The sequence below is a fragment of the Pseudoalteromonas atlantica genome (assembly GCA_007988745.1).
GTDB classification, from domain to species: Bacteria; Pseudomonadota; Gammaproteobacteria; order Enterobacterales; family Alteromonadaceae; genus Pseudoalteromonas; species Pseudoalteromonas atlantica.
In genome coordinates, this window is record BJUT01000004.1 from 98,625 (window position 1) to 113,209 (window position 14,585).

Genomic DNA, 14,585 nt, shown 5'->3' on the forward strand with positions numbered 1-14,585 from the left:
TTATGCGCTACTTAATACCACTCTCTTTGCTTGCACTTAGCTGTGCACCGTCAGTAAACGCCGAACAATCAGCATCAAAGCAATGGTTTAATACAATTAACTACGCAAAAATTAATTCACGCTATTACAGCGATAATGTGTACGGATTATCTACGCGTTATTACTTTGAAGAGCAACAAAGCTCGGGAGTGTGGGATGATTATGGCTACCTAGATACAGATAGTAATATAGGCTTAAATTACTTTAATTCAGATGGTTTTAGTAGAAAAGGGATCTTTGGAGAAGGCTTTTACGGTAATGCTTTTGCAACCATAGAGCTGCCTAATATTGGTGATACTGATACCTATTCACTTGGCATAGGTTACTTATTTGCTGATTCGTTAAAAGTATCTGCACGCATGGTAGATTACGAATATGGTGACACAGTTTATTTGTTTAAAGCTCAATATAATCACCAAATTAATGACACCGACTACATTGGTTTTACTGTTGAGACGGATGATGAAATAGAGTCGTGGGACTTATCATCACGTTACTTTGCTCACCTTTACGATGAACGCTACTTTACTATAAATGCTGACTATCTCGATGCTGGCGATGATTCAATTTTTAATGTGTTGGCAAATTATTACTTTAATAAGCATGTTGCAGTAGGCGTTGGTTTATATGACTCAGATTTAGTTGTTGAAGGTAAATACTTTATTAACGATAACTACTATTTTACAGCTAATTACACCGATAACGGTGACTACGATATATACAATCTCAGTTTTGTAGCTCAGTTTTAGTAAATACAAAAAAGCCGCCTTGCTGGAGTCACTTCAGTTAAACAAGGCGGCTTTTATATTAAAACAGCTATAGCTTACATATTACCTAGCTCTATCATCATTGCGGTATACATACGTAAATTAAGCGCTAATTGCTCAAGCGTAATAAATTCATGCTCTGAGTGGCCGGTATAACGTTTGCCTGGCATTGAAGGGCCAAACGATACTGCATTATCAAATAGCTTTGCGTTAGTGCCGCCACCTATTGATACAAAGTCAGCTTTTTCGTCACCTGTAAAATGTTTAAAAATATCGAGCAGTTTTTGTGCGTGCGGCGCGCTATCTAACAGCATGGGTGTACCAATAATGGTCTCGACTTTAGTAAGCGTTACGTTATTTGCAGTTTCCCATTCCTTAATCGCACTGTTTATTTGCGCTTTAAGTAGGTTTTCATCTTTACCAACTGGGCGGCGCGCGTTAATGGCTAACGTTAGTGCGTTACCATCGCGTTCAATTACGGTAGGGGCTACGCTCATTGGGCCCATGAATTCATGCTCGTAGGCAATATTACCAAATTGCTTACCATGAATATCTAAACCAATTAATTGATTTACAAATTTTATAAGCTGGCCATCGCTATTATTTTCAAGTGCTACGTCTTTAAATAGCTCGCTCAGGTGAGCAATAGCATTAACGCCCGACTCTGGCTCTGATGAGTGCGCAGACACCCCTTTTACAGTTATTTTTAAGCCTTCAGCTAGCTCTTCAAAGTTAAACTCAACGTCACTAAGTGTTTTAGCTTTAGCTTTTAATGAGTTAATAACTGCAGCGCTTGCGTTATGCAGCACTAAGCTTGCATCTTCTGGTATTTGGCTTTTAAACGCGCCGCCCGCTAAATCACTCACATACATACCGGTTTGTTTTGAGGTAGCATTAAAAGTAGGAGCAATTAAGCTCCAGCCTTTCTCGGCTACTACAACTGGGTATGATGCATCAATGGTTACGGCGTATTTTGGCTGCTCGTAGGTTTTCATAAATTCAGTAAGCGGGCCCCAGTCAGATTCCTCAGCTAGGTAAATCATCAGCTCTATGCGGTTATTAAGCTCTATGCCTTTATCTTTAATCGCTTTCATGGCGTATAGTGCGGTGGCTATTGCGCCTTTGTCGTCTTCTGTGCCTCGCCCGACTAATTTGCCAGGCTTTGAGGTATCAATAATAAATGGGCTTTGCTTCCACTTACTAGCATTGGCCGGTTGTACGTCTCCGTGGGTTACAACCGTAATTTTTTCGTTTTGATCTCCCATGCCTATAAGCACGGTGTAGCCTAAGTCTTGGTAATCAAACCCAAGCTCTGCCGCTTTCATTTTTAATACAGATTTAAAATTAATAAAGTCAGGATTTTGTGGTGCGGGTATCGACTCTTTATTTACCGTAGGGAAAGCCACTAAATTAGTTAACGTGTGAATTTGTGATTGTTGATAAGTATCCACAGCGTAATCGGCAACACTATCAATATTTGTATGTAATTGTGCATGTGCGCTAAAAGCAAATAAAGCACTACAAAGCAAAGCTAACTTTTTCAAAACGTATCCTTTTGTATGAATCATTACTACCAATGCGCAATAATAAATCGCTTAAATAATTAAATGGGTATTAAAGCTAAATTATACCGCCAAGCAATAGTATTAAATAGACCTTTGCGGCAGGGTTACAACAATCGCGCTTTAAATTTAGATAGCGGCTTACATTGCATTGGTTGTATAATGCGCGACCTTAATTAATCAGAGTATTAGTACTAATGAACCGCCGCAAAAAAATTGTCACCAAATTTCAGAAAAAAGATAAACGTGCTAATGCTAAATTGCATAAAAGTAATAAACCGGCGTATGTATCAAAAGCAGAGCGTGAAAAACTAGCTTTAGAGGCGCAGCAAACAACCAACGCCGAGCAAGTTACGCCAACATCAGATTAAACTAAAGCGCCAAGCAACCTATTCTCAACGCTTTATATGGGTTTAAAATGCGTAACTGGCACTTATATTAAATGAGCGCCCTTGCCCAGCTAATTGAGTAAACCCCGTGCTGTTACCTTGCTTAAGCGCTGCAATACTTACCCCGCCTAGGGGTAATTGGTAAAACGTATCAAATAAGTTTACCACCTCAATACCCAGCGTAAGCGCATCAAAAGAAGCTTTAGAGCTTATATTAACTAGGCTGTAACTAACGGTTTGGTTTTCTAAGCGGTTAACATCAACGCGTGATTTTGTATCTACCCACTCCCACGACAGCGCATTTTCAAATAATCCTATTTGCTGGCTTAATGAGAGCGCTGTATGTAACGGCTTAATTTGATAAAGCGGTTGGTTAGTGTCGCGGCGCTTACCACGAGTGCTCGTTATGTTTGCTGTTAATACCCATTCGCCAAACTGTGTTGATTGATAAAGTGCCTTACTTATATCAAGCTTTGCGCCATAAAGTGTGGCGTCAACATTAGTAAAGCTTAAAATGTTACGTGTTGTATTTGCTAATCCATAACTATTAAAACTACGTACAATATCTGCATCAATGTAGTCGTTTACATCGGTGTACCACACATTAGCACTTACACGCCACGCATCATTTTTTGCTGTTTTTGAATACGTTGCACTGATGATATGGGCGGTTTCGGCTTTGAGGTTTGGGTTACCAATATAACCATTAGCGTCGCCGTACCAGCCAATCATAGTGCTTGCCATATTACTTACACCCCAACTGTAACGTTCATATAAATTAGGGGCTCTGTTTTTGCGGGCCAGGCCTAATTGCAGCTCGTCATAAAGTGTAATTTGATAATTAGCTAATACATTTACATCAACTAAGGTGTCGGTTTTGTCTCTATCTGCATTGTTGAAGTAATTGGCAGCTAGCGCATTATTGGCAGTTGTCATTGCGCTCATACTGCCCGTATTCATCATGCCATCGTTATAGGCTTGTACTTCATCAACCTGTGTATTAACACGCTCAACCCTTATACCCGTATTTACCCAGAGCTTGTTATTGATTTGGCTTGCATATTCTGCAAATAAGGCAATACGCTCACGCTTACCGTTATTAATATTTATATAATCATTTGGCCCCATCATGGTTGAGCCTTCAATCGCTGGCCACCAATCATCAATGCGGTAATTATAATATTCTTGTCCAAGTAGTAATGAGCTATTTTGATCAAGTGTAAGGCGCCATTTAAGCTGTGTGCTTATGTCTTTTGCATCTGTTTTCATGGGCATCATGCCGGTTTTTTCCTTACTAAAAAAACCCATTTCGTGTTTAACGCTGTGCCAATTAACTTGCCCTTCTAGCTCGCAGTTTTCAAAACTGCGCTTATATTGGGCAATAGCGCCATAACTGGTGTTATCAGTCATATCCATATACTGGTTAGCAAAACCCTGATACGGTATTTTTTGATGCGTAAGCTTTATCACAACTTGCTGTTTATCGTCACGTATCGCGCCAGTTAGGCTGTGGTTTTGAGCCCGATATAATGTATCAAGTACCACATTACCCTTTCCATCTTTGTAGCTGTTGGCATCACTATACGACCCTTGGTAATTAAGGCTCACAGTATCGCTTGCTAAACGTGCTCCCACACCTAGTTTTTGACCGTTATCAACACTGCTGTACTTAGCCGAGACATAGCCTGAATGCCATGCAAGCTCACTACTTTCGCTGTATTGTGGTGAAATTGAGTTAACGCTTATTACACCTGCAATGTTATCGCCACCAGCGCTTACAGGCGAAACACCAGCAACTACATTGTAAGCCGTTACTTGATTAGCTGATATATAAGAAAGAGGCGGGTTCATCTGATTAGCGCACGCTGCAGTAACCTCTGCGCCATCAACCAGTACTTTTACTCTATCGCCCATTAAACCATTTAAAATAGGTAAATTAGACACCCCGCCCGCAGCCGAAAAATCAACACCTAAATTGCTAAGCATTGCCTCTGACGAACCAAGCGATAAGTGCTTGTTGTGTACCTGCCCATGCACTTCAATAATTTCTAAAGTGTTATCATCTGCAAATACTGCAGGAGATAAAAGGCCAGTTAATAAAAGTGCTAAAGGAGAGAATAAATAAGTGTGTTGGATATGTTGAATATAAGCCATTTATAATTTATGCCACTGTTATATTTGGCATAAATTATATAATGTAGTTACAAGTTTAGAGCGCGACAAAATGTCGCACTTTGAGAACTTACTGCCACTTAACTCGCGTTAAGCTTAGACACTGTAGCAGAAACAGCATCTGCGCCGCGTTCTATTTCTTGAATTACTTCTGAGACTTTCGCTATTAACTCTCGGCCTTGCTCTGACGAATCAGAGACGGAGGTGATTTGCTTTGAAATATCGTTAGTCAGCTCTTGGTTGTTTTTAACTACGGTTGCTATTTCGTTGGTTGAACTGCTGGTGCTTGCTGCAAGCTGCCTAACTTCATCAGCTACCACGGCAAAGCCTCGCCCGTACTCGCCCGCTCGGGCAGCTTCAATGGCTGCATTTAATGCCAATAAATTAGTTTGATCGGCAATACTACTTATGGTCGACACAATAGAGCCGATAACTGCTGATTGCTCATTCAGGTTTTTAATTAAATCAACCGATTTAAGTACTTGGCTTACAATTGCATCTGAGTTTGCAATTGCATCATGTAGTATATCTGAGCCCGTTTTTGCCGTTTGCGCACTCGACACCGCCGATTCATACGCAATTTGTGCAGCCTCACTAACGGCTTCGTTGTCTTTTATGCGATCGGTAATATTAGAGGCAAACTTCACTATTTTTATCACTTTGCCTTTATTATCTAAAATGGGGTTATAAGTTGCCTCTAGCCATATTTGCGAGCCATCAGAGGTTATTCGTTTAAACTTACCCGACTTAAACTGCCCATCGCTTAGCTCTTCCCAAAACCGAGGGTTATTTTGATAAAAAGAGTCGGTACAAAACATTTTGTGATGTTTGCCAACAATTTCTGCAAGTGAATAACCCACCGTAGATAAAAAGTTTTGATTTGCTTTAATTATGGTGCCATCGGGGTGAAATTCTATTGTAGCCAGCGCCTTATCAAGCGCTTCGGTGAGCGCTTCTTGAGATTTTCGCTGTACATAATTTTTTGTAATATCCGACGCTATTTTAATAACCTTAGTAACCACCCCGTTTACTTCAACAGGAAAATAAGTAGCCTCTAGCCATAGCTTTTCGCCATTAGCGTTAAATCGCATAAAGGTACCGCTTGTTGAGTTTGCCCCTTGCAGTGCTTGCCAAAATTGGCTGTACTCACTCGACTTAGCGTAGTCTGAATCGCAAAAAATCCGGTGGTGCTTGCCTATTACCTCTTCTCTTTTGTAGCCTACGGTATCTAAAAAAAGCTCATTAGCGTCTAAAATTTTTCCCTCGGGTGTAAATTCAATATACGCTACATGGTTATAAATAGCGGATAGTACTGATTTACTTTCATTGAGTTGACGTTCCAATTCTTCAACTTTGGCGTTATCTTTTCGTAGACCAAACATGTGTTAAACCTTTAGGGAATAATAATAGGATGACAATAACAAACAAATATAAAAATAATATGTAAGCTAGCAATAAATGTAATAACTTTGTAAATATAGGTGTTTTTTAGTTTTTCTGCGAGCAATTTAACACTAGCTAGTTAGCTGCTTTTTAAAAACTTTTTATAAATTAACCCAATAATTCACACTTTATAGCAATTAACAAAAGTAAAACAAGCCAAAAATACTATTTTTTATACATGACGCAGTACACTTTTTAACTTAAAATAGCCATCTCACTGACACACTCCACACCTAATATATGTTTACTCTCCACGCAATTAATGTGTGGCTATTCACTATTTTTAAAATCAACGTTAAAGGATCTTCTATGAGTGCAGATGTTGCGTCGGCATCTAATCAGTTAAATAAAGCTGCTATTTTATTAGTGTTAGCACTAGGTACGTTTATTTTAGGATTATCAGAATTTTCAATGATGCCTATGCTGCCGCTGATCAGTGAAACGTTTGGCTCAACCCCTTCGCAAAGTGGCTATGCAATTAGCGCCTATGCTATTGGTGTTGTGGTAGGTGCGCCGGTATTAATGCTTACAACGGCCAATATGCGAAAACGCAAAGCTTTGCTGATTTTTTTAAGCCTAATGTGTATTTCTAATGGTTTGAGTGCATTAGCAACCTCATTAGAGCAGCTCGTTATTTTTCGCTTTTTAAGCGGCTTACCTCACGGCGCTTACTTTGGTGCCGCTATTTTGCTTGCCTCCGATATTGCCCCTTCGGGTAAACGCGCGAGCTTTATGTCAAAAGTATTTATGGGCTTAACCATTGCGACCATCGTTGGCGTGCCTATTGTTACCTTGGTGGGGCAAAACCTAAGCTGGCGTTATTGCTTAGGTGGCGCTGCGGTTTTAGCGTTTATTGCGTTTATATTTGTATACAAAGTAGTGCCAAATATTGATAACGCTAAGCCATCTAACTTACTTAATGAGTTTGGCGTACTTAAAAATAAACTGGTGTGGTCTATTTTAGGTATTGTTATTATTGGCTTTGGCGGCGTGTTTTGTATTTATACATACATTGCCGATACAATTTTAGATGTAACTAAAACAGCCCCTTACACTATTTCTATCGCTATGGTGATGTTTGGTATTGGTTGTACGTTAGGTAATTACATATTAGGTAAAGCGGCCGATAAATCTGCCATTAAAACCACAGGCCTTGCACTGGTGTGCACCATCGTATTTGCAATTGCCTACGTTAGCGCAAGTTACAATATTTGGATGCTTTATGCGGTTATATTTTTTATTGGTTGCAGTGTGGGTTTGGCAACGCTTATTCAATCTTTATTAATGGATGTAGCCCCAGAGGGCCATGCAATGATTGGTGCATTAGTACAATGCGCATTTAACACCGCAAATGCTATCGGCCCTTGGGTTGGCGGGGCTGTTATTGCACAAGGTGCAGCGCCTAACCAAACAGGTTATGTCGCAGCAGCGTTGTTTTTAGGCGGCTTAGTAATGTGGTTTTTAAGCTACTTGCAACTTAATAAACAACAACCCGAAGCACAAACGTGTTAAGCATATAAAAAGAGCGGCTAATACAATTAGCCGCTCTTTTACTTTAACAAGGGTATTTAATCACCCACCTTACTGGGCCTCTAATGACGCCATATCAATAACAAAACGATAGCGTACGTCTGATTTTTCCATTCGCTCATACGCGGTGTTTATTTGGTCAATATTAATCATTTCGCACTCTGGCAATACGTTATTTTTGCCACAAAAATCTAGCATCTGTTGGGTTTCTTCTATCCCACCAATTAGTGAACCTGCGATGCGCCGACGACCCATTAAAAGAGGCACAGTGTTTAGCTCTTCTACGGGGCCAACTTGCCCAACAATAACTAGCGTCCCATCTATGTCTAATAAGGGTGTGTAAATAGACAAATCGTGCTTAACAGGTACGGTGTCAATAATAATATCAAAAGCCGACTGCGACGCTTTCATTGCATCTTCGTCAGTCGACACTAAATAATGCTGCGCGCCAAGTTTTACTGCATCATCTTTTTTAGACTCACTTCGCCCAACCACTGTTACACTCGCGCCCATGGCTACGGCATTTTTAACAGCCATGTGACCTAAACCACCAAGCCCTACAACAGCAACACGGCTGCCTTTTGTAACGCCCCACTTATGTAAAGGAGAGTAAGTAGTGATACCTGCACATAATAAAGGTGCAACGCGCGAAAGCTCTAGATTTTCAGGGACTGATAGTACAAATTCTTCACGAACAACAATATGTTTAGAATAGCCACCTTGGGTCATCTCGCCGGTTACTCTATCTTTACCTGCGTATGTGCCTACCATGCCTTCTTGGCAAAATTGCTCTTCGCCGTTATCACACTGTTTACAGCTTTGGCATGAATCAACCATGCAGCCTACCGCTACCGTGTCACCTTTTGCATAGTTTTTAACAGCGCTACCAATGGCTTTTACTTTACCTACAATTTCGTGCCCAGGGACTAACGGGTAACGGCTGCCTCCCCAGTCATTGCGCACTGCATGTAAATCAGAGTGGCATACGCCACAATATAAAATTTCAATTTCTACATCGTTATCGCGTAAATCGCGGCGCTCAAAAGTATATTCACCTAGTTGCGCACCTTCGCTTTTTGCTGCATATCCTACTGTTTTCATAACAACTCCATAGTCTGTAAAAATTTAAGTCGTCTACCTTTTCGCTTATTTAAGTGCTTTATTTTAAAACTAATCCCATGAGGGCTAGCTCTAAAAATAAAACCGGTATGCACTTTGATGTGGTTTACACTAACGCCGGCGCTGTGAATGCACCCTGACCAAAAAAGCCCAACAAGGTTGGGCTTTTTTAACTTAAATGTTTGTCTTGTCCAGTAACGTATTTATCTCATCAATGAGTGAATGTATACGTTCAGCATTTTTTCCTAAATCGCTTCGCCCCACGCGTGACTTACTGCGTATATCGACAAAGCGCTGGCTGCCTTCGTCATTGATACGCACAACTACATCGTCTTTAAAACCAAACCATGTGGTGGTATCCGTTGCTTCTACAATGCCCGTAGCCGCATTAACATTAACAAGCTCAAACCCTAAATTTTTAACCGCTTGCTCGGTAGCAGCCAATAAGTCTGTTTTTGATTGTGCATAATTTAGTGTTTTCAGCTCAGGGTAAGCTTTGCGTTGCTGCGTGGCTGTTTCTTCTCCTGCGTATTCAGCTGGGTTTTTAGCATCCGCTCGCAGCGGTACAATTGCCACAAATTTTGGCGGGTTAATTAAATCGGTCGAAATATCATGGATCGCGGGTACGCTTTTAGCCTTGCTCATCATGCTCAGTGGCATTGCAATCGCGATGGCTGCAAACACCAATGCCATTAAAGTGCTGCCCATGCTAAGCGTTTTACGCATAAAAATAACCTGTATAACAAGCAGCACTAATGCAGCGCCACCCACATACACACCAAATCTAAACCCTGCAAACGCAGTACTTAGTTCAACAACCCCATACTTATATAAAGGCCCTGGCAGTAAAACGAGTAAAAAAGCGATTAAACTTACTAAGCTCACTAAAATTTTCATTATTATGATTCCTTTATCATGTGTGATCTTTAATTTTAAGTATTTGAAACCAGTACATTATACTGCCAAGCACTGGGTTTAGATTACAATTAACAGCTCACGCCACTGTATAGTGATAATTAAGTGCTTTAAATAATAAGCTTTGTTCAAAAACCTTAAAATAAGCTAATTAAAACAACTAAATAACGCATTTTTATTATCAAGCAGCGGCGCTTTAACCTTAAACTAACGTACCTAGGCTGGCGTGTCAGTATCATTACACAAAAAAGTCTAAGGTAGCGCTGTTAAAGTTACTTAAATTAGGAAAAATATCAACTAGCTCCGAAACAGGCACGCCAAACCACTGCGCTAACGTTGCAAAGTATTGCTCGTTAGCCACTTGCGGAATTAACCGCCCGCCTCCGGTATCGTATTCGCCCTCTAATTACTGAGTAAGTAACTGGCCATAAATAGAACGGCCTTTTACCGCGCCGCCCATTACTATTTGATTCCCCGCCCAGCCATGGTCGGTGCCATCGCCGTTTGAGGTGAGCGTGCGGCCAAAGTCCGACATAGTAAACGTGGTGACTTTATCATTCATGTTTAGCTCTTTCATGGCACTGTTAAACTCGCTGAGCCCTTGAGCTAGCGTATTTAATAACGCAGGGTGCGCAGTAAGCTGATCATCGTGGGTGTCAAATCCCCCCATAGAGACAAAAAATACTTGGCGCTGTGTACTTAACGACGACTGCACACTAATAGCTTTGGCCACCGCGGCTAATTGCTCACTAAAGCTAGTATCGCTAAAGGTGGTAGTAAGCGCTGGGGCTTGTTCAAGCGCACTGTTCATCGTTTGCGTGTTGGTAATTGCGCTATTTAAGCCATTCGCATATTCACGCCCTAGTACATGGCTTGCATTGCCTAGCAAGCGGTTCATTATGTTAGTAACGTGCTCAGTGCGGGGCTGATAACCTCCAAAGGCGTTAATTGTGCTTATGCCACTTTTGTTAAGCGCAAAGGCACTGGTATTTGTGCCTGTTTGCCATAAATTAGTGCCATCGAGAGAGATATTTGCCGCAAACTGATCCTCTACAGCTAACCGCTCTAGCATACGTGCGCCCCACCCACTGTTTAAAGAGGCTTTTTCTCGGCCGTACATCCATGATGCTTGCTGATCGTTATGCGAAAATAAATGCTTAGGTAAAGGCACCGCGTTATTTTTGTAATCTTTTAATGTGGTGGGGGTAAGTAAAGTGCCTACGCCACCAACAAAGGCTAAATCATCCGACTCAAACACGCTCTGTAAAGGCGCAAGTGAGGGATGAATACCCACGCCACCTGCAAACTGCTGAGAAACACTTAACGCTAGCGGATTGTCTACTGCGAGGTTTTGCCGGCTTTGCTCGTATAAACTACGCTGCTCTCCCTCAAGGGGTAGCAACATATTCAGTGAGTCGTTTCCGCCGTATAAAAATACACACACTAGGGCTTTATAATCACCGAGTTCTATTGCATTAGTTGCCCCCGTTAACGCTTGTAGCTGCAAGCTAGTTAAAGCAGCTGCCGATACCCCGCCTTTTAAACATAATGACAAAAAGTCTCTTCTATTTAAGCTCATTATGCGCTCCTAATACTGCACGTTAAATTCAGGTGAAATAGCAATCATGTATAACAAGTACGAAACCCTCACGCGGTACTGATCCTCGTCAAAATAGGCATCTAAATCAAGCAAAGCTTGTGTAGTGTCAGCGCTCATATTGCCGGCAAAATACAGAGTATTGTATTGCTCTATCAGTGCGCTAATGCCATTTTGCGCCAAGTAATCCATATCGCTTTGAACATAAACATAAATTCCTGCAGGGTTTAACTCGGTATGCGCTTCGGCTGTACTCCAAACCAAACTTGCAAATAAGGCATTCATTGTGCCTATTAAAGTCGCATCGTTGGCTATTTGTAATTCAGGTGCTACCAAACCTTGGGTGCGTAACGCCGCACTTTGGTAATCGGGTCTAAAAAAGTTAAATACAGAGCCCGACTGCATGGGGCCTTGCCCATAGCTATCTACTAAGTTCCACGTTTTATAATAACCTTGCTGCGACTTCGCATTAAGGTTTCGCCAAAACTGCACAGTTTTTAAAAGTGGTTCTTTAATTTTACCTTGATAGCTAAGTACACTACCAAAATGGCGTGCTTCGTCATCTAAATAAATAGCTTTAACAACTGCGGCTAAATCGCCTCGCACACCACTTCCATTATCGTTAAATACACGTGCAACGCGCTCTACATATTGCGCAGTAGGGTTTGAGGTAATTAACCGCTGAATAAGCTGCTTAGAAATAAACGGTGCTACGTTATCGTGATTAAATAAATTATCGAGGGCTATTTTTAGCGACTCCTCTGGGCCGTAACCTGGCGGTATAACCTCATTATTTAATAGGACTTTTTCTTTATCCGAATGGTATTCGCTGTAAGCTTGCATAGGGTTTATATAATCACGGCTTTTGCGTTTAAAGGTTTCGCTGCCGGCAAATGTCCAGCCTGTAAATACACGCGCAAACCCCTGTATTTGAGCCTGTCCGTAAGTTGCTATGCTATTACCGTCTGCATCTAGTTTAGCGGTGCCATCAAGGTTTAACTCATCTAGGCCAATGGTAAATAATTGCATAACCTCACGGGCGTAATTTTCATCTGGGCGAATATTAAGTGCTTCATCGGCTTTTTCGTTCCCTAAATGGCTTAGGTACGTGCCCATAATTGGCGAAAGCGTTACCTCTTCGAGTAACTCTCTAAAATTGCCAAACGCATGTTTAAGTAATAAATCGTAGTAAGTGATCATGCCCTCTGGTTGTGCACGCAAATCGCTATTTTCATCCGATACAACCAATATTTCACTCAGTGCAAATGCAACGCGTTGGCGTAGTTGATCGTCACTTTGTAGCACCGCTTTCCACCATGCATCTATTCGGCTTATATATTTAAAGTCTTCGTCATCTTCAAGTTTTACCAAGTAGTTTCGATGGTAGCTAACTGGCAGTGCTATTTGGTTATCGAGCCATTGTTGCTCACTTAAACCTTGAGCACTGTTTATTTCAGCAAGCGTTGGCCCCATGCTAGCTTGGTGTAATAACCTAGCGGCGCTGTGTATGTCCATGCTGTTTTTGGCTACAAATGTAACGGTTTGCGTGTTTTTTGCCCCTTCATTATCGGTGGCTGTTACGCTAAATGAATACGTTATAGGCTCATAACTTTGCGCAGCGGGTATAGTAAGGCGGGTACTTAACGCATTTAATGGTTCATTCAATAATGTTGTGCCCACAGTTTGTTGCCAAACCACACTGCTTATTGTGCCGTCTTCATCGCTTGCTGTTGCAATTAGCTCAATGGTTTGGCCTTTAGTTAATTCGCTGGGTATGTCGGCAATCGATAAGGTAGGAATTTTATTTGAATTAACGGTGGGCGTGTCATCGCCGCCTGAGCCACCACAGGCGCTTAGCAATAAAGCACAACTTGCTAATAAAACTGATTTGTAATGCATGTTAAATCGTCATCGTAAATTAAAGAAGGTACGCGTGTATGTACCGAGTTTGATACGATTATTGAAACACAAAATTTACAATTTAACCTTTTATTTTTTGTAACCGAGCGCTATTTAACTGTTTTGTCGTTAATATTAACCTCAATAATGGGCTTTTTTTTATTAAAAACATTCACCTTATTAGCGGCTTTAGCCACACGTTGCCAAGGCGTTTGTAGGTTCTCGTAAATTGGCCGCCAATACGCATCCATTACACTGTTGTGCCCCCGGTCGTTATTGCCAACCCCCACGGTAATTTTACCTACTTGATGCGCTTTTATCAGCGTGCCACAGGCTCTATCCCAAATGGCTAACGCTGAGCCTAGGTTACGGTCAAAATGTTTTGGGTTATCGCTGTGATGAATTTGGTGCTGAGCTGGGCTAATTAACCAATTTTCTATTTTTTTACCAAAGCTCCACCACACATGTGAGTGGCGTAAATTAGCGCCTAAAGCATTAAAGGCAAATACAAATACATTAGCCCCAAAAATATCTAACATTGATAAATTTCGGCCAAAGCAATACACACAAACGCCCACTACAAAACCTTGGGCTAACGCCATTCGACAGGCATATAAATAGCTTTCAAACGGGTGGCTGCGATAAATGGTCATTGGGGTGAGCACTAACGCACTATGATGTACCTTGTGAAAATGCCACAAAAACGGCACTTTATGCAGTGCTAAATGTAATAAAAACCGTGTTAAATCATCAAATATAAACAATAAAACGGTAAAAATAATTAACACCACAGTACTTGGCAGCTGCCATACTGCGCGCTCACCAAAAAGCCATTGCAGGGCATCACTTACACCAATAGCAACAGGCACCATAGTTAACACTATAGGCACCCACAGCGCGGCTTTAAGTAAGCGGTTTATAATTAATAATTGGTAGTCGAGCTTGGCACTTTTACTCAGCCAAATACGCTTACTAAATAAATAGCGCCCCAGCCCACGCCACGTGCGCTTTTTTTGCTGCGCACGGCCCGAGAAATACAGCAACATTGCAATCACTAACGCCGCAATGCTATAGCCAATAAAAATACGTTTATTGGCATCAAACAAATAATTTGGCGTTTGAAGAAGCGTTTGCCATATAGTCTCGAGCATAA

10 protein-coding genes and 2 pseudogenes are annotated in these 14,585 nt (G+C 41.3%); 3 read left to right on the forward strand and 9 right to left on the reverse strand.

Translation table 11 applies throughout. The features are described 5' to 3' along the window. The first annotated feature begins 2 nt into the window (after positions 1 to 2). A complete protein-coding gene (locus tag PAT01_RS03925; RefSeq protein WP_154944814.1) occupies positions 3 to 788 on the forward strand; it encodes a putative porin in 786 nt (261 codons plus the stop codon). Positions 789 to 862: 74 nt separating this feature from the next. On the opposite strand, the gene PAT01_RS03930 is transcribed toward PAT01_RS03925, so the two are convergent. Beyond that, on the reverse strand, positions 863 to 2,350 hold the full coding sequence (locus tag PAT01_RS03930; protein ID WP_154944816.1) for a dipeptidase: 1,488 nt from the start codon (positions 2,348 to 2,350) through the stop codon (positions 863 to 865). A gap of 215 nt (positions 2,351 to 2,565) precedes the next feature. Between PAT01_RS03930 and PAT01_RS03935 the strand changes: the two genes are divergently transcribed. After that, complete coding sequence (locus PAT01_RS03935; protein WP_004587415.1) at positions 2,566 to 2,739, forward strand: DUF2986 domain-containing protein; 174 nt, start codon at positions 2,566 to 2,568, stop codon at positions 2,737 to 2,739. 42 nt (positions 2,740 to 2,781) lie between these two features. Here the strand turns inward: PAT01_RS03935 and PAT01_RS03940 are convergent, their stop codons facing one another. From PAT01_RS03940 to PAT01_RS20345, 3 genes and pseudogenes are all read right to left on the reverse strand, one after another. Further along, positions 2,782 to 4,911: a TonB-dependent receptor plug domain-containing protein gene (locus tag PAT01_RS03940; protein WP_154944818.1), complete on the reverse strand. Its 2,130-nt coding sequence runs from the start codon at positions 4,909 to 4,911 to the stop codon at positions 2,782 to 2,784. Positions 4,912 to 5,009: 98 nt separating this feature from the next. Further along, the gene (locus PAT01_RS20340) at positions 5,010 to 5,492 is read right to left on the reverse strand and encodes a methyl-accepting chemotaxis protein (RefSeq protein WP_223230583.1); all 483 of its coding nucleotides are present in this window, start codon (positions 5,490 to 5,492) and stop codon (positions 5,010 to 5,012) included. A 48-nt stretch (positions 5,493 to 5,540) separates the two neighbouring features. Continuing rightward, positions 5,541 to 6,311, reverse strand: a pseudogene (locus tag PAT01_RS20345) (PAS domain-containing protein); the annotation flags it as partial. Between the two features lie 370 nt (positions 6,312 to 6,681). On the opposite strand from PAT01_RS20345, the gene PAT01_RS03950 reads away from it, so the two are divergent. Continuing rightward, entirely contained in the window at positions 6,682 to 7,884 is a 1,203-nt protein-coding gene (locus PAT01_RS03950; protein ID WP_154944822.1) for an MFS transporter, read from the forward strand. Between the two features lie 69 nt (positions 7,885 to 7,953). On the opposite strand, the gene PAT01_RS03955 is transcribed toward PAT01_RS03950, so the two are convergent. From PAT01_RS03955 to PAT01_RS03975, 5 genes and pseudogenes are all read right to left on the reverse strand, one after another. Then, positions 7,954 to 9,003, reverse strand: coding sequence for an NAD(P)-dependent alcohol dehydrogenase (locus PAT01_RS03955; protein ID WP_154944824.1), 1,050 nt, complete (start codon positions 9,001 to 9,003; stop codon positions 7,954 to 7,956). A gap of 192 nt (positions 9,004 to 9,195) precedes the next feature. After that, complete coding sequence (locus PAT01_RS03960; RefSeq protein WP_154944826.1) at positions 9,196 to 9,918, reverse strand: DUF1499 domain-containing protein; 723 nt, start codon at positions 9,916 to 9,918, stop codon at positions 9,196 to 9,198. Positions 9,919 to 10,174: 256 nt separating this feature from the next. Further along, positions 10,175 to 11,515 (reverse strand): annotated as a pseudogene (locus tag PAT01_RS03965) (DUF1501 domain-containing protein). Between the two features lie 9 nt (positions 11,516 to 11,524). After that, positions 11,525 to 13,432 carry a DUF1800 domain-containing protein gene (locus tag PAT01_RS03970; RefSeq protein WP_154944828.1) on the reverse strand — a complete coding sequence of 636 codons (1,908 nt, stop codon included), beginning with the start codon at positions 13,430 to 13,432 and terminating at the stop codon, positions 11,525 to 11,527. A gap of 110 nt (positions 13,433 to 13,542) precedes the next feature. Beyond that, complete coding sequence (locus PAT01_RS03975; RefSeq protein ID WP_154944831.1) at positions 13,543 to 14,583, reverse strand: sterol desaturase family protein; 1,041 nt, start codon at positions 14,581 to 14,583, stop codon at positions 13,543 to 13,545. Positions 14,584 to 14,585 lie beyond the last annotated feature (2 nt).